General features: G+C 71.4%; 18 protein-coding genes and 1 riboswitch. Of the genes, 9 read left to right on the plus strand and 9 right to left on the minus strand.

Annotation, left to right across the window (positions count from 1 at the left end):
• Window positions 1-52: 52 nt before the first annotated feature.
• A complete protein-coding gene (locus AB0C73_RS09805; RefSeq protein ID WP_362526815.1) occupies window positions 53-610 on the minus strand; it encodes a toxin in 558 nt (185 codons plus the stop codon).
• Between the two features lie 141 nt (window positions 611-751).
• Window positions 752-1,216: a hypothetical protein gene (locus AB0C73_RS09810; protein WP_362526817.1), complete on the minus strand. Its 465-nt coding sequence runs from the start codon at window positions 1,214-1,216 to the stop codon at window positions 752-754.
• 287 nt (window positions 1,217-1,503) lie between these two features.
• Here AB0C73_RS09810 and AB0C73_RS09815 point away from each other — a divergent pair, with 287 nt between their 5' ends.
• The 8 genes from AB0C73_RS09815 (at window position 1,504) to AB0C73_RS09850 (ending at window position 8,094) form a co-directional block, all read left to right on the plus strand.
• Window positions 1,504-1,962: a WXG100 family type VII secretion target gene (locus AB0C73_RS09815; RefSeq protein ID WP_362526820.1), complete on the plus strand. Its 459-nt coding sequence runs from the start codon at window positions 1,504-1,506 to the stop codon at window positions 1,960-1,962.
• 60 nt (window positions 1,963-2,022) lie between these two features.
• Entirely contained in the window at window positions 2,023-2,328 is a 306-nt protein-coding gene (locus AB0C73_RS09820) for a WXG100 family type VII secretion target (RefSeq protein WP_362526822.1), read from the plus strand.
• The gene (locus AB0C73_RS09825; RefSeq protein ID WP_362526825.1) at window positions 2,328-4,088 is read left to right on the plus strand and encodes an RNase A-like domain-containing protein; all 1,761 of its coding nucleotides are present in this window, start codon (window positions 2,328-2,330) and stop codon (window positions 4,086-4,088) included. Before AB0C73_RS09820 ends, AB0C73_RS09825 begins: the two co-directional genes overlap by 1 nt.
• 36 nt (window positions 4,089-4,124) lie before the next feature.
• Window positions 4,125-4,688 (plus strand): hypothetical protein, encoded by a 564-nt coding sequence (locus AB0C73_RS09830; RefSeq protein WP_362526828.1) that lies wholly within the window; start codon window positions 4,125-4,127, stop codon window positions 4,686-4,688.
• A gap of 21 nt (window positions 4,689-4,709) precedes the next feature.
• Window positions 4,710-5,009 carry an RNase A-like domain-containing protein gene (locus AB0C73_RS09835; RefSeq protein WP_362526831.1) on the plus strand — a complete coding sequence of 100 codons (300 nt, stop codon included), beginning with the start codon at window positions 4,710-4,712 and terminating at the stop codon, window positions 5,007-5,009.
• A 13-nt stretch (window positions 5,010-5,022) separates the two neighbouring features.
• The gene (locus AB0C73_RS09840) at window positions 5,023-5,682 is read left to right on the plus strand and encodes a contact-dependent growth inhibition system immunity protein (protein ID WP_362526834.1); all 660 of its coding nucleotides are present in this window, start codon (window positions 5,023-5,025) and stop codon (window positions 5,680-5,682) included.
• Window positions 5,683-5,768: 86 nt separating this feature from the next.
• On the plus strand, window positions 5,769-6,716 hold the full coding sequence (sigJ, locus tag AB0C73_RS09845; protein ID WP_362526836.1) for an RNA polymerase sigma factor SigJ: 948 nt from the start codon (window positions 5,769-5,771) through the stop codon (window positions 6,714-6,716).
• Window positions 6,717-6,849: 133 nt separating this feature from the next.
• Window positions 6,850-8,094: an FAD-dependent oxidoreductase gene (locus tag AB0C73_RS09850; protein WP_362526839.1), complete on the plus strand. Its 1,245-nt coding sequence runs from the start codon at window positions 6,850-6,852 to the stop codon at window positions 8,092-8,094.
• A gap of 115 nt (window positions 8,095-8,209) precedes the next feature.
• On the opposite strand, the gene AB0C73_RS09855 is transcribed toward AB0C73_RS09850, so the two are convergent.
• From AB0C73_RS09855 to AB0C73_RS09875, 5 genes are all read right to left on the minus strand, one after another.
• Complete coding sequence (locus tag AB0C73_RS09855) at window positions 8,210-9,622, minus strand: hypothetical protein (protein WP_362526841.1); 1,413 nt, start codon at window positions 9,620-9,622, stop codon at window positions 8,210-8,212.
• Window positions 9,619-10,059, minus strand: a complete 441-nt coding sequence (locus AB0C73_RS09860; RefSeq protein WP_362526844.1) for a hypothetical protein — start codon at window positions 10,057-10,059, stop codon at window positions 9,619-9,621. The genes AB0C73_RS09855 and AB0C73_RS09860 overlap by 4 nt, the downstream gene beginning before the upstream one ends.
• Window positions 10,056-11,534, minus strand: a complete 1,479-nt coding sequence (locus AB0C73_RS09865; protein WP_362526847.1) for an APC family permease — start codon at window positions 11,532-11,534, stop codon at window positions 10,056-10,058. Before AB0C73_RS09865 ends, AB0C73_RS09860 begins: the two co-directional genes overlap by 4 nt.
• Before the next feature lie 337 nt (window positions 11,535-11,871).
• Window positions 11,872-12,744: a CbtA family protein gene (locus AB0C73_RS09870; RefSeq protein WP_362526850.1), complete on the minus strand. Its 873-nt coding sequence runs from the start codon at window positions 12,742-12,744 to the stop codon at window positions 11,872-11,874.
• 15 nt (window positions 12,745-12,759) lie between these two features.
• Window positions 12,760-12,990: a CbtB-domain containing protein gene (locus tag AB0C73_RS09875; RefSeq protein ID WP_362526853.1), complete on the minus strand. Its 231-nt coding sequence runs from the start codon at window positions 12,988-12,990 to the stop codon at window positions 12,760-12,762.
• 58 nt (window positions 12,991-13,048) lie between these two features.
• Window positions 13,049-13,120, minus strand: a riboswitch (cobalamin riboswitch).
• 108 nt (window positions 13,121-13,228) lie between these two features.
• Here AB0C73_RS09875 and AB0C73_RS09880 point away from each other — a divergent pair.
• Window positions 13,229-13,804 carry a histidine phosphatase family protein gene (locus AB0C73_RS09880; RefSeq protein ID WP_362526855.1) on the plus strand — a complete coding sequence of 192 codons (576 nt, stop codon included), beginning with the start codon at window positions 13,229-13,231 and terminating at the stop codon, window positions 13,802-13,804.
• On the opposite strand, the gene AB0C73_RS09885 is transcribed toward AB0C73_RS09880, so the two are convergent.
• The gene (locus AB0C73_RS09885) at window positions 13,797-14,153 is read right to left on the minus strand and encodes a GntR family transcriptional regulator (RefSeq protein ID WP_362526858.1); all 357 of its coding nucleotides are present in this window, start codon (window positions 14,151-14,153) and stop codon (window positions 13,797-13,799) included. The two genes, AB0C73_RS09880 and AB0C73_RS09885, sit on opposite strands and share 8 nt — an antisense overlap.
• 2 nt (window positions 14,154-14,155) lie before the next feature.
• Window positions 14,156-15,151: a hypothetical protein gene (locus AB0C73_RS09890; RefSeq protein WP_362526860.1), complete on the minus strand. Its 996-nt coding sequence runs from the start codon at window positions 15,149-15,151 to the stop codon at window positions 14,156-14,158.
• Window positions 15,152-15,214: the final 63 nt, after the last annotated feature.

Here is a 15,214-nt window from a genome sequence, read left to right on the forward strand (position 1 = left end):
GGCGTGGGGGTGACGTGGGGGGTGTGGGGGCGTGGGGGGCGTGGGGGCGGTGCTACGAGCGGCGGAAGAAGGTGCCGCGGAAGAACGAACGGCGCCGGTGGGCGACGGGCCGGGAGAGCGAGTTGGCGAGCCGCCCGACCATGTCGTCGCTGGTCACGTCTCTGGCCATACGGGGAATGAGGGAGGCGCCGAACTCGGCGACGCGCTCGTCGTGCGTGTCGTACTGGGCGCGGGCCTGGACCGTGTCGGAGGAGAGCACCCGCTTGATCAGCGAGGTGTCGAACACCGGAAGGAGCATCCGCAGCTGGTCGGCGTCGAGGCTGGTGCCGTGGTCGAACCACTCGTGGCACAGCTCGTGCAGGATGACGTGCTGGGTCTGGTACGCGGTGGGGCGGCGCCGGTAGAGCACGTAACTGGTGGTGCCGGACTTCAGCCGCAGGCCGCAGGCGGCGTTGACGCGGGCCAGGCGTTCGGGCAGTTCCTGGAGGACGATGGTCCGGCCGCGGGCGGCCTCCATGTTCGCCACCAGGCCCTCGATGGTGAAGGGGGCGGGTATCGGAAGGTCAGCCAGGCCGGCTTCACACTCTTTGCGCAGTTCGCGCAGGGACATTGAGGCCTCTTGGTCGTCGGCACGCGTGTGTGACCTGCGGTCGGCGATTTTAGCCAACGCCGGTCGCGCATTCGAAAGACGAATCCGCCCACGTCCGGGTTCCCCGTGCTCCCCCGCAGTCCCCCGCGCTCCCCGTCCTGCCTACGAGTCCTTCGCGCCGTCCGCGTCGCCGTCCGCCCCGTCGGGCTTCTGCTTGGCCTTGGTGTCCGCCAGGAGGGAGAGCGCGAACTCCAGGAGTTCCGCCGGCAGCCCGTCGTCGTCGACGCCGCGCCCCGCCACGCCGCTGATCTCGCCGGTGCGCCGCTTGGCGAGGAACTGGAGCCCGGCGACCACGTCGCCGACGACCTCCGACTCCTCCTTGAAGAACCGCCAGTCCACACCGAAGCCGAGTCCCAGCGCCTTGAGGATCTCCTCGGAGGGCTGGGTGACCTTGCCGGCCAGGATGTTCGAGAAGTAGCTGTGGGAGAGGGAGCCGCCGCGCTCCTTCACCAGCTCGGCGAAGGTCCGCCCGGACACCTTCTGGCCCGGGAAGGTCTTCTCCAGCATGTACTCGACCTTCTGCTGCAACGAGTGCAGCTCGGGCGCGTGTTCCTCGCCGTTGTCCATCCGGTTACCTACGTTCGCATCATGCACCGGCGCAAGTGCCGGGCTTGCGTAAACACTCTACGTCACTGTTAACTGCAAAAAACACGGTCAGGGGACCACAGGGGAGTCCCCTGCCCGTGTGAAGCATCCGCACGCCGGTCCACGGCGTCGACCTACGGGTGTAGCCCTTCGCGACGGGGGATGCGCGAAGGGCTACCCGTGCAGTATGCCAGCCCGTCAGGAGCCGCTCCACAGTGCGTCCCTGACGACCCATGAGCTCCTCGGGACCCACAGGTCGCCTTGCTAAAGTGAACGACCGCACGCAGGAACGCACGTGCGAACGGCGCGATGAGCGGGGGTTCCGGATGCAGAACGCCGACCTGTCGGTCTCCGAGGACAGCCTGACCAAACTGGCGGGCGAGCTCGACGAGATGCAGCAGTTCCTGGAGAAGCAGGTCCGCGGCATGGACGAGGTGGTCGACCGGATCGCCGCGGGCTGGCAGGGCCCCACCGCCACCGCGTACCGCTCCCTGCATCGCGGCGTCGCCGAGGACGCCGTACGCATCCGCCAGGTGATGGTGCTGCTGGAAGCGGCCATGCGCGCCTCGCGCGACGGCTTCACCGAGCAGGAGCTCGACCTCCTGGGCCGGCTCCGGCAGATGCAGGAGGGCGAGGACGTGACCGCCGCGGCCCGCGATCTCACCGTGCCCGACCCGGCGCCGGCACCGCCCGCCACCCAGCCGAAGAGCCGACTTCAGGACATCTGAACAAGGACGTCCGAGCCAGGACATCCGAGCCAGGACATCCGAACCACGGGGGTCATCACCATGCCGGACGACGACCGGATAACCGTCAACTTCGCGACGCTGCAGCGCCTTTCGGGAGACCTGGAGGGGATCCTCGGCGTCCTCAACGAAAAGCTGGACGGTCTCTACGGACGCGTCGCCAAGGTCGTCCTGACCTGGGACGGCGAGGCCCGCGAGGCCTTCATCGACGAGCTGGACCGGTGGAGCCACTCCGCCGACGACCTCAAGGCCGCCCAGGCCTGGCTCCACGAGGTCGTGGTCAAGGGGCACCTCAACTACGCCGCCGCCAACAAGTCCGTGCTCGATGGCTGGGGAGGCGGGGCCTGATGGGCACTCCCGCGCAGCCGCCGGGCGGCAACGGCACCATCGACGTCAAACCGAGCGACCTCTGGTCGGTCTCCGGACGCGTCGCCGAGCAGCAGGACTTCCAGATACGCGGCGCCAACAAGCTCCTGGAGGAGCTGGGCAAGTACCCCGACGCCGGAGGCGCCGGCACCGAGGCCCAGAAGTTCGCCACGGCGTACAAGAAGATCGGCGACCGCTGGCTGGACGTCTGGGGCCGGTCCGTGCTCAGCGTCGGCGGCGTCGCCGTCGGCTTCACCGAGACCGCCAACACCTTCAGCAAGGCCGACGCGGCGGCCCACCCCAAGCCCGGCACGACGCCCGAGCAGCGCCCGCGCCCCACGGTCGTCGACAAGGACCCGAACTTCGGCGCCGTGCCCGACATCAAGTGGGGCGACGACGACGGTGGCGACGACTTCCTGCGCGGCATCATGGAAGGCATCCCCGAGATCGTCCGGGACGTCCTCCAGCCGCTGTGCAAGAACGTGTTCCGGGTCGGCAGGGTGGCCGACGTCTACCCCTTCCCGCAGCAGCACTATCTCAACTCCCTGTGCCACAGCTGGATGAACGTCTCCATCACGGCGACGCTCGTGGCGGACCAGCTCACCCAGGCCGTCAGCACCATCACCAACCCCCAGCAGGCCGACTGGGAAGCGGCCATGCGGACCTTCTGCAGCGCGCTGTGGGGCGGTACGGCGTGGGGTCAGCAGCGGGTCGGCTACCAGTGGGGGCAGACAGTCTCCACCGGCCAGGGCCAGCCGCGCGTCCCCTCGGGCAGCGAGCCCGTCCTCGCCGTCCTGAAGGACACGGCCGACACCATGGCCACCATCCTGCGCGAGTACGCGGAGGCCGCCGTCGACCTGAACCGCGACGTCTGGGACGAGATCGAGCGCGCCATGAAGAAGGCCGTCAAGGAGATCCTCGACGACCTGGAGAAGCCCAAGAGCGCCAAAGACCTCCTCGGCACCGTCACCTCGGTGATCGGCAAGGGCGCGGGCCTGATCCTGTCCTTCGACGTGAAGACCGTGCTGAACATCGACACGGCCAAGCTGAACCGGATCGTCGACGCCTACACCGGCATCCTCGACGGTCTGACCACCCGCATGGAGGCCCTGAAGGAACCGCTGGACGAGGCCTTCCTGAGCGCCCCCAAGTTCGAGGCCGGCGTGGCCCGGGCGCAGGGTTTCGGTGCCCGGGCGCTGGAGGAGTTCAAGGACTCGAAGGTCTGGCTGAAGGTCGACTCCAACGGCAACTACGACCTGAACCTCGCCGCCAACGAGTACATGGGGGACGGCCACACCCTGGACAAGCACGTCGGCAAGACGGACGAGCAGCTCGCGCAGCGGCTGCGCGACCAGCAGTCGAACGGCCCGACGCAGGCGTGGCCGTACGGCAAGCCGTACCCCGGCAGCTCTTCGGCCTTCCCGAACTACCAACGGGCAGAGGAACTGACCGAGTACACCCTCAACCGAAACAAGGCCGCCATCGACGCCTGGATCAAGGGCCCGCCGCCGGCGACCGATGGGGACGTCGAGAAGTTCCGTGCGGACGCCCCGAACGGCGAGACCAGCGGCCGCAGCGTGTTCAAGCAGCCTGTGGACCCGAGCGACCCGAAGTCCGGGTACAAGGAAGGTGGAATCGACGCCAAGGCATACGACGTGAAGGGCATCGAGGCGCGGCTCAGGTACGACAGCAGCCGCAATCCGCCGTTCACCGTCATGACCTCGATGCCCTACAAGTCCTAGCGCACGACCCTGAACCCCGAGAAAGGCCCGCACCACATGCCGTCCGCCGACCAGACGTCCTGGAACGCCGCCGTACGCCACCTGTACAGGGACGCGGTCGCGTACGTCGCCACGGGCCCGCGCAGCCACGAAGACTGGGTCCTCGACGTCCTCCTGGTGATGGCCCGGGCCGTCCCGGACCCCAGGGGCTGGGCCCGGGTCGATGACACGGCGCAGCACCCGGATCGTGAGGGAAACCCCACGTACCCCTTCGCCGTCCGCCCTCCGGAGTACATCGCGCCGCGTCTCAAGGAGATCGACCGGGACAGCGCGGAGGACCTGCTCCTGGCCCTCACAGAGGCCGGCTGCACCCTGGCCAACCTCCAGTACTTCGACGAATCCCCGGAGGAACTACGGGCGATGGCGCGCACGATCCTCGCGCGTTACGGGGACCAGGCCACGTACCACACCAACGTCAGCAAGCAGGGCAGCGCACCCGGGACGCTCGACTTCACACGTGAGAGCCTGGGGTACAGCCCGCTGGGCGTCCTCATGGAGGACTGCGGCCTCGTCATCGTCTCGGACACCGAGGTCGGTCTGTTCTGGACCTTCTCCGACTAGCCGAATTGAGAGGATGCCCCCGTGCTGACCCGTTCCGCTTCCTATCCCGACCGGGAGACCGCCCACTGGGCCACCCAGCAGGTGGTGACCGCCAACGAGCAGGCCATCCACCGCTGGCTCGCCCAGGGCACCCGGGCCCGCCTCACCATCGAGGCCGCCTGGCCCTCCCGTGAGGAGCCGGTGGGCCGGGTCCAGCTCGCGGGCGACCTGGTGGCCGGGCTCGGGCCCGTCGACGTCCGCGCGGCGCGTGTGGTGCTGCGGCGCGAGCCGGCGAGCCCGCACGGCTTCGTCGTCCACACGACCGTTCCGTTCTACCTGTAGGGGCCGTACGCAGATGTCCATGAAGCCCCTCGAACACGACCGCCGGTACGGCGAGCTGGACCAGGTGATGCGCGCGTACCTGGGACAGCCGGCGGACGACACCCCCGAGCGGCGCAGCCGCGCCCTCGACGCGTACCTCCGCCACACCTGGCACACCCGTCCCTCGGCGATCGCGGAGGCGGAGCGGCAGCTGCGCGAGTACAGCCGCAACCCTCCGGGCCGCCTCCGGCAGGAGCTGGGCGAGTTCTACTCGGTCCCGGACACCGGGATGCCGCAGGCGGCGATCGGCGGGTGGCTGATGGTGCTCGCCGACCACCTGAAGAGGAGCATCGAGGAGGGCGACGTCCCGGAGCCGGCGTCCCCGCAGACCCACTGGGAGTGGCACATGCGCTTCCCGGAGACCGCGCAGCTGCTCGGCGGCTGGTTCTCGCAGGACATCGTCGACGAGTTCCCCGACCACGACGCGGCCGTCGCCGACTACGCCGCCACCACCCACCCGCAACTGGTCGCCCGTCTCGTGGGCGAGCTCCACGAGCTGCTCGCGCTGCCGCTGGACGAGGGGGACTACGCCCTGGCCGCCGCCGAACTCGGCATGGAGGTCGGCCCGCCCGAGCCGTTCTCCCACGGCGCCTGGTTCCAGTCCGTGGCGACGACGCTGGCCGCCGCCGCTTGACCCGCCGCCGCCCGACCCGCCACCGCCCCGCCTGACCCGCCGCCGCCGCCCGACCCGCCGGGAAGACACCCCCTAGGATGGCCCCCATGGCCCTGATCGCGAGTGACGTGGACCGGTTCGAGGCTGCGAGGCCGCGGTTGGAGGCCATCGCCTATCGGATGCTCGGGTCGGTGAGCGAGGCCGAGGACGCCGTGCAGGAGACGTTCCTGCGGTGGCAGGCGGCCGAGGTCGGGCGGATCGAGGTGCCCGAGGCCTGGCTGACCAAGGTGCTCACCAACTACTGCCTCAACCAGCTGTCCTCGGCGCGCGCACGGCGCGAGACGTACGTGGGCGAGTGGCTGCCCGAGCCGCTGCTCGCCGGGGACCCGATGCTGGGGCCCGCCGACACCGCCGAGCAGCGGGAGTCGGTGTCGTACGCCGTGCTCGTCCTCCTTGAGCGCCTGTCGCCGAACGAGCGCGCGGTGTACGTGCTGCGGGAGGCCTTCGACTACCCGCACCGGGAGATCGCCGAGATCCTCGACATCAGCGAGACCGCCAGCCAGCAGACGTACCACCGGGCCAAGAAGCACGTCGCCGACGGCAGGGCCCGTACCGAGATCGACGAGGCGGCGGCGCGGCGGATCATCGAGGAGTTCCTGGCCGCGGCGACCAGCGGCCGTACGGAGCCCCTCGTCCAGCTGCTCACCCAGGACGCGATCGCGATCGGCGACGGCGGCGGCAAGGTCCCGGCGCGGGCGAGGGCGTTCGAGGGTGCGCGCGCGGTGGCGACGTTCCTGCGCGGTCTCTTCAAGCCGGGCGAGTCCAAGCGGAAGCTCGTCGGCGGCGTGCCCGAGATCCATGTGGCGATGGCCAACGGCGGGCCGGCGTTCCTGGCCGTCGTGGAGGGCCGGATCGTCGGGATCACCTGCCTGGAGGTCACCGTGGACGGCGGCGTCGTGGCGGTGCGCAGCCAGGTCAACCCCGACAAGCTCGTCCGCGCGAGCGAGCGGTGGGCCGCCGAGGGGCACGACGAGGCACCGCTCCACGTCCTCTGACTCTGACTCTGACCTGCACCATCTCCATGTGACGCAGGTCACACGCAGGACCTGTCAGGAATCGCGGGGCTGTCCGGTTCAAGGGGCGACACCACGCCGGACCACGGCGGACCGCCCAGACAGGAGCACGGACATGCAGCACGCGCAGCACCGCATCGTCGTCCTCGGAGCCGGCTACACCGGAGCAGTCGCCGCCGGCCGTATCGCCAAGCGGCTGCGCCGCGAGGACGTCGCCATCACCCTCGTGAACCCCGAGCCCGACTTCGTCGAGCGCGTCCGGCTGCACCAGCTCGCCGCCGGGCAGGACCTCAAGCCCCGCCCGTTCGCCGAGATGTTCGCGGGTACGGGCGTCGAGCTGCGGCTCGCCGAGGTCACCGCGGTGGACGTGGAGCGCAAGACGGTCTCCCTCACCGGTACCGGTACCGGTGCCGGTACCGGCGTCGACGCGGCCGGGCAGCCGGCGGAGCTCGCGTACGACACCCTCGTCTACGCCCTCGGCAGCGGCTGGAACGACGGCGGCGTCCCCGGCACCGCCGTCCACGCCCACGAGGTCTCCAGCCGCCCCGGCGCGCTGCGCCTCCGCGACCGGCTCGCCGCGCTCGGCGCCGGGCGCTCGGTGGTCGTGGTCGGCGGCGGTCTCACCGGCGTGGAGGCCGCGACCGAGATCGCCGAGGCCCGCCCCGACCTCGACGTCTCCCTCGCCGCCCACGGCGTCCTCGGCGACTGGCTCTCGGAGAAAGGCCGCGCCCACCTGCGCAAGGTGGCGGACGGGCTCGGCATCACCGTCCACGAGCACGCGGCGGTCACCGAGGTGACGGCCGAGACGGTCACCACGGCCGACGGCAGGGCCGTACCCGCCGACGTCACCGTCTGGACCACCGGCTTCGCCGTCCACCCGATCGCCGGGGCCACCACCCTGGAGGTCACCGAGCGCGGCCAGATCGTCGTCGACCGCACGATGCGCTCGGTGTCCCACCCGGACGTGTACGCCGTGGGCGACGCGGCGATGGCGATCGGCCCGAACGACAAGCCGCTGCGCATGTCCTGCGCCTCGGGCGTCCCGATGGCCTGGCAGGCCGCCGACGCCATCGCCGCCCGCCTCGCCGGCACCAAGGTGCCCGAGGTCTCCATCCGCTACTTCCAGCAGTGCATCTCGCTCGGGCGCAAGGAGGGCCTGGTCCAGTTCGTCACCGCCGACGACCAGGCGGTCGACCGCGCGCTGACCGGCCGCACGGCCGCCTTCTACAAGGAGGTCATCTGCAAGGGCGCCGCCTGGGGCGTCGCCAACCCGACCGTCGGCCTCCCGACCCGCCGCCGCCGCGTCACCCGGCAGACCGCCCCGGCCGGCACCGGCGTGCGGGCGGAGGCGACGGCCTGAAGGGCGCCGGGCGGGACGGGAGCGCGGGACGGGAGCGCGGGACGGCTCGCAGGACCGCTCGCAGGACGCCGAGCAGGGCGGCTCGTCAGGCCGTACGGCCGCCCTGGCCCCGTCCTCAGCCGCCGGTCCCGGCCGCCGCAGCCTTCTCCGGCCCTTCCGGGCCCTCCGGCCCTTCCGGCCCTTCCGGCGGCTGCTCCGGCGGGCCTTCCCGGCCCCCGGGTTTCTCCGCCGTCCCCGGCGTCCCCGGCTCCTCCGCCAGGAAGTCCTTCACCGCCAGCGCGAAGAGCAGCGCGAGCGCCAGGGCCACGACCACCATCCCCGTCGGGTACGACCACAGGACGTACGTGACGACGGCCGCCGCGACGAGGATCCACGTCAGCAGGGTGGAGTGGCGGTGGACGAAGGGGCCGACGGGGCCCAGGCGGAGGCCGGCGTGGTCGGCGGTGGTGCGGGTGGCCGTGATGCCCGAGTGCCACAGGCCGCGGACCAGGACGGCGGCGCGGCCGGGGCCGGAGAGCCAGGCGGCGAGGGCGACGATCAGGCCGGTCACCACGAACACCCGTACCGAGGTGCGCAGATAGCGAATCAGGATGTCGTAGACGGAGCCCGCGGCGCCCGGGGAGACGCCTTCCGGCAGGGCGTTGAGATAAACCGTACGGAAGACGGTCAGGCCGATGCCGAGGAGCAGCGACGCCACCGCGAAGCCGAGGGCCGCGGCGACCAGGGTGCGGCGGCGCCGGACGGCGAGGAGGACGCCGCCCGCGACGAACAGCACGGACAGGACCGGCAGCCAGAAGCCCATCTTCTGCAGCAGGTTGAAGGCCGTCTTCACCTTGCCGATGTCGTCGGCCTGGACCAGCGTGAAGTCGGTGTGGACCTCGGGGATCTTGCCCGCGACCGACAGACCGGCCTCGACCAGGCGTTGCTTGACCCGGTCCACGACCGGGGCGAGGTCGAGGGTGACCGTGTCCTGGTTGATCTTCACCGCGCCCTCGTCGCTGCCGGTGAGCGCGTTCTCCAGGGAACTGTGGACGGCCCGGTTGGCGTCCTGCCACACCGTCTGGAAGGCGTCCGAGGCGACGACCTCCTGCGACTTCTCGTGGACGAAGCTCTTCACCGCGCCTTCCAGCGAATCGCCCAGCTTGCCGAGGGCCTTGGTGAGGCGCGGGCGGTCGGCGGGGGCGATGTCCTCAAGGAGGGCGTTGAGGTCGATGCGCTCCATGACGGCGTCGGTGACGCGGTTGGCGACCGCCGCCTGCACGTCCGGGTCGGAGGCGAGCGGCGTGACCGTGGCGACGTAACGGTCGGTGTCCCCGATCTCGTCCGCCGCCCATGCCGCGACAAGACCGAGCGGCGCGAGCACGCACCCGATGACGATCAGGAGCACCGCGAAGAACGAGCGGATCCGGTGGTGGGGCGGCCGGGCGGCCGGAGCCGCGGCGGCCTCGGCCTCCAGCGCCGCGACCCGGGCCCGCAGCACCGCGAGCTCGTCCGCTCCTTCCGGAGGCAGGCTGTTCGGCGTACTCATCGGCGTACCGTTTCGTCGGTCTCGTAGTCCTCGACGGCATCGTCGAAGTCGTCCAGCTCATCCGGGCAGTAGACCTGGATGACGATCCGCTCGGCCTCCACGACCCTGCTGTCGCCGATGACCGGACGCATGCCGGGGCCCGTCGCGCCGTTGGAGAACTGCTCGATCCGGGAGAGCGCCTTCGTCAGGGCGCCGCCGGGGTTCTCGCAGACCTGGCCGCCGTCGGTGCCGAAGAGGCGTTCGCTGGTGTCCTTGTCGGGGGCCGGGAAGCCGGCCTTCACCAGCTCCTGGCTGAGCTGGTCGGCCTTCTTCGAGGTCTCCGCGGTCCGCTTCACGCTGCTGTACCGGATCAGGCCCGCGATGACCAGGGCGACCAGGAGCGCGATCGCGCTCCAGTAGATCCACTTGTGCCGGTGGGCGAATTCGGTGGGGCTCATGACGCCTCTCCCTCGTACGCGTCCTGAGCGGCTGCCTGACGCCAGCTCGGCTTGCGGAACTTCAGGAAGGCCCAGGGGATCAGCAGTCCCAGGATCGCCAGTCCGCCGCCGACGATCAGGACGTACGACCAGACGCTGCCGCCGCCGAACTGGGAGGGCGGCACGAAGCCGATCGCCATGGCCGCGGCGGAAGCCAGAAATCCGGTCACGCACACCACGCCGATGGCCGGGACGCGATAGCCGCGCGGGTGGTCGGGGTGTGTCTTCCGCAGCCGCACGGCCGCCAGGAACATCAGCAGGTAGACGATCAGATACACCTGGGTGGTGATGGTCGAGAAGATCCAGTAGACGCTCGACACGTTCGGGATCAGCGCGTACCCGAGGGCGATGATGGAGGTCACGATGCCCTGGGTGACGAGGATGTTCTGCTGGATGCCGTACTTGTTGAGCTGCTGCAGGAACGGCGGCAGATAGCCCTCGTGGCGGGAGATCTCCAACAGGCCCTTGGACGGGCCGGCCAGCCAGGTCAGCATGCCGGCGAGGGAGGCGGAGATCAGCATCACGGCGGCGATCGGGGTCATCCAGCCCACGTCGAAGTACGCGAAGAAGGCCTCGAAGGCCTGCATCACGCCCGCCGTGAGGCTGAGCTTGTCGGCCGGCACCACCCAGCTGATGGCGAGCGCGGGCAGGATGAAGATCAGCAGGACCAGGCCCATCGCCATGAACATCGACTTCGGGTACTCCTTCGCCGGGTCCTTGAGCGAGGAGACGTGGACCGCGTTCATCTCCATGCCGGAGTAGGAGAGGAAGTTGTTGACGATCAGGACCAGGCTCGCGAGGCCGGTCCACTCCGGCAGGAGGTGGCTTGCGTCCATGGGCGCGGCGGACGGGTTGCCCTGTCCCAGGAAGACCATGCCGAGGACGACGAGGATCGTGCCGGGGACGAGCGTGCCGATGACCAGGCCCCAACTGGACAGTCCGGCCAGGGTCTTGGTGCCGCGCGAGGAGACCCACACACCGGTCCAGTACAGGACCATGATGACGATCGCCGTGTACACGCCGTTGTCGGCGAGGGACGGGTCGAGGACGTACGCGATGGTCGACGCCACGAAGGCGAGCAGGCTCGGGTAGTAGAAGATCGTCATCGCGAACTGGCACCAGACGGCCAGGAAGCCGAGCGGCTTCGACAGGCCCTCCGAGACCCAGCGGTACACGCCGCCGCTCCAGCCCGAGGCGAGCTCGGCCGAGACGAGGGCCGTCGGCAGGAGGAAGACGATCGCCGGTACGAGGTAGAGGAAGACGCAGGCGAGGCCGTAGATGGCCATCGTGGGCGCGGCACGGAGGCTGGCCACCGAGGCGGTGGTCATCAGCGCGAGGGTCACCCAGGTCATCGTCGGGGTGGCGGCTCTCCGCTGCGCTGCGGTCTGCTGGCCGACCTGGCGTGGCACCTCGGCGGCGCCGTCCATGGAACTCATGCGCGCTCGCTCCTTCTCCCGCACGCGATCCTCCGTCGAGGGCGCGCGGAGAGCCCCCGGACGGATCCCCCGGGTGCACCGGCGGATCATCCCGATTCTGTGATGACCGGGGTGGTTTGTCGCTTTGGCGAACTATTTTCGGGTGACGCTCACCCGGCCGCCGCAGCCCACCGTGCGGCGGTCCCGTGCGCGCCCTACGATCGACGCCCCGACGCCCCGACGCGCTCGTCCTGCGAGCCGGGCCGGCTCGTACGGACAAGGCCTCGGCCCCGTACACCAGGTGCGGTGTACGGGGCCGAGGCCTTGCGCGTACGGGAATCCGGACGCGTACGGGAGATCAGCCGGCGGTCGCCGCCGCGACCGGCACCGGGGCCGGCTTCGGCGCGAGCAGGCGTTCCGCGAGGAACCCGAAGGCGAGTCCGAAGACCACCCACAGGCCCGCCTGGATGCCGAGGGTCGCGATCCGGAACTCCCACAGCACGGCGGCCGGGAACTCCGGCGCCACCGCGTCCGTGTTGGCGGGCAGGAAGGCGCAGGCCAGCGCGACCGCGGCGGTGAAGCCCGCGCCCGCGACGACCGTCGCGTTCCAGTTGCCGAGGCGCGGGGCGAGCCGGCGGCCCGCGATGACCGCGGCGATGCCGAGCAGCACGCTCAGCAGGATCATCAGGAAGAAGAGCGTGGTGCGCTTCCCGATGGTGTCGGGGTTGCCGACGGCCGGAGGGGTCGCCGGGTACTTGAGGAACGGCACGAGGTAGACCGTGGTGAAGGCCGCCGCCGCGACGAGCGCCGCGGTGGCCTTCGGGGTGAAGCGGCCGACCCGGCCGAGCACGAAGCAGAAGGCCAGGGACGCGATGCCGCCGAGCGCGACGCCGTAGACGAGGACACCGGTGGCGAGACCCGCCGTGGACTGGAGGTCCCGGCTGACGATCTCCTCCTCGGAATCGGCCTGGGTGGCCGCCCCGTTGGCGTCCTTCGCCCCGCCGGCGCCGTGGCTGTGCGCGGTGGCGTGCTCGGCATGCCCGGCCTGCTCGGCCTTGGCGGCCGTGGCCTCCTCGACGGCGATCGAGGCGTTGACGGACGGCTCGCCCGCGACATACGCGATGCCGAAGGCGAACAGTCCGGCGATCAGGCCCGCGAGCATGCCGCGCAGCAGAAGTCTGCCCACGAGCGAGCCCGAGGGCGCACCCGTGGGTGTGGTGGGGGATGACATGTACCCGGAAGCCCCTCAGTGGCAGGGGAAACCGAGCAGGTGGCGCCCGTCGTGGACCCACTCGTGCACGTCGCTGCCCGCGAACAGGGAGGTGGCCCCCTGCTCGGCACCGACGAAGTAGAGCGCGACGAGCATCAGCACGCCGGCGAACAGCGCCCACGGCAGCACGGCGCGGACCGGCAGCGAGACCGGGACGACGGCGGGGGTGGTGGCGGTGACGGCGGGCGACGCGATGGCCTCGGCCATGGTGGTACCTCCTCGGGAACTCGCGTCCCATACGGTGGTGCGCGACGACGGTCGTCGGGTCTGACTCACCGCCCCGGGGCTCGGGGCGGCTCACAGTGGCGCGACCGTGCCGGACTTGCACCGGACTTCCGTCTCGCCGTCGTCGTTCTGTGGAAATGTCGACTGACCGTACCGCGCCGGACACTCCGCGCCAAGAGCGCATGGTTCCCGGGGCGGTGAAGTGAGGGATGAATCACCCATGACCGTACGGGTCTCCCTGATCGCACCCGCCATGAACGCGGCCCTGCGCGAGGCACGCTTCGACGACGCGGGGCCGGTGGAACTGCCGCCGACGGGCCTGGATCCGCTGTGCCTCGCGGCGGGGGTACGGGTGGTGGGCTCGCCGTCCGGGCGGTGCCGGGCGACGGCCGAGGCCCTGGGCCTGTCGGACGCGTACGAGGTGGAGCCGGCGCTCGCGGGCTGCGCGATGGGGCGCTGGCGGGGGCGGCGGCTGGACGAACTCACCGCGGAGGAACCGGAGTCGGTGACCCGCTGGCTCTCCGACCCGGGCGCGGCCCCGCACGGCGGCGAGTCGCTGCGGGAGCTGCGGGCCCGGGTCGCGGAGTGGATGGAGGGGCTGCAGGGGCTGGAGGGGCTGGAGTCGGGGACCTGGTGGGCCGTCGCCGAGCCGGATGTGATCCGCACGGCGGTGGCGCACGCGCTCGGCGCGCCGGAGGAGGTCTTCTGGCGGCTGGACGTACGCCCGTTGTCCCGTACGACGCTGAGCGGGCGCGCCGGACGGTGGAACCTGCTGTTCGACGGCCGGATCAGCTGAGGCTGGTACGCGCCAGGTCCAGGAACTCCTCGTCCGTCACGCCCAGTTGGCGGGCATCGGCGACGAGGGCACGAAGGCGTTCGACGAACTGGGCGCGGTCGGGGGCCTGGGCGCCGGGGACGATGACGGCGCCGCGGCCGCGCCGCAGTTCGATCAGGCCCTCCTCGCGCAGCCGCTGGTAGCCGCGCAGCACGGTGTGCACGTTGACGCCGAGGGAGTCCGCCAGCTCCCGGGCGGCGGGCAGGCGTTCGCCGGGCGCGGCGCTGCCGTCGGCGAGGGCGCCGCGGACGCAGGCGGCGATCTGGTCGCCGAGCGGTACGGCGGAGGCGGGGTCGACCCGGAAGAGCACGGTCAGATCCTCTCACCAGGGGCGGCGGGGTCGGTCCCGGTCTCCGCGGCCTCCCGCGCCGCGAGGGTGTTGAGCAGCGCCGCCGCGGTCTCCGCGTCGGCGACGGTGACCAGGAACTCGAAGCCGCTCCTGCGGCGTACGGAGAGGGCCTCGCCGGAGCGCAGGAGCAGGGCCGAGCGGTGCGGGCGGGCGCGGTAGCCCCAGCCGCCGAACTCGGCGAGGGCGCGCACGTCGCGGACGGTGGCCGAGGCGACCTCGTCGAGCGGGATGTGGATCCGGGGGTGGCGGAGCAGCGCGGAGGTGATGGTCAGGCCGCGCCGGTCGACCGCCACGCGGACCCGGGAGAGCGCGATGCCGGGGACGCCGACGACCAGGCCGACCACGGCGATCAGGGCGTACGGCCAGGGCGTGACGAGCACGGCCGGGAACAGCGCGCCCGCGCCGGCCACGACGAAGACGGCGCCGAGCACGGTGCCGGGCGTCGAGGCGGCGGCGCGCGACCAGCCGGCGACCTCGTGCGCGCCGAGTTCGAGGCGGGGCTCGCGGACCGGCGGGACGGGGACGACGGGCTCGGGCGGTACGAGGCGGGGCAGGCGGGTGAGCCCCCAGCCGGCGAGCCCGGCGAGGGCGCCGATGGCGGCGGCGACCGTGAAGTCGGCGAACGGCGAGACGACGTCGGCCGCGTCGGCGGCGTCGAGGTTGTCGCGGAGCAGCAGGTCGAGCAGGCCGCCGGTGAAGCCCGCGGTGGCCCAGGCGCCCCAGAGCACGGACCGCCGGACGAAGAGGACCCAGCCGGTGCCGAGGGCGAGGAGCAGCCCGGAGCTGACGGCGGCGAAGACGCCGAGGCCGGTGAAGCCGTCGGCCCGGCCGCCGTCGGTGGCGGAGAAGTGGGTGGCGAGCGGGTCCGGGAGGCGGTCGTACCAGACGGCGAGGAGCAGCAGATGGGCGGCGAGTGCGAGGACGAACGGCGCGGCGGTGAGCGCGCGGAGACGGTTCACGAGACCCTCCCTCGGTTCTAGTTGTTAGCACTCTACTAGAACAATCATCAGAGCGCACTGCCC

It is taken from the genome of Streptomyces sp. NPDC048623 (assembly GCF_040650755.1).
Classification (GTDB): Bacteria; Actinomycetota; Actinomycetes; order Streptomycetales; family Streptomycetaceae; genus Streptomyces.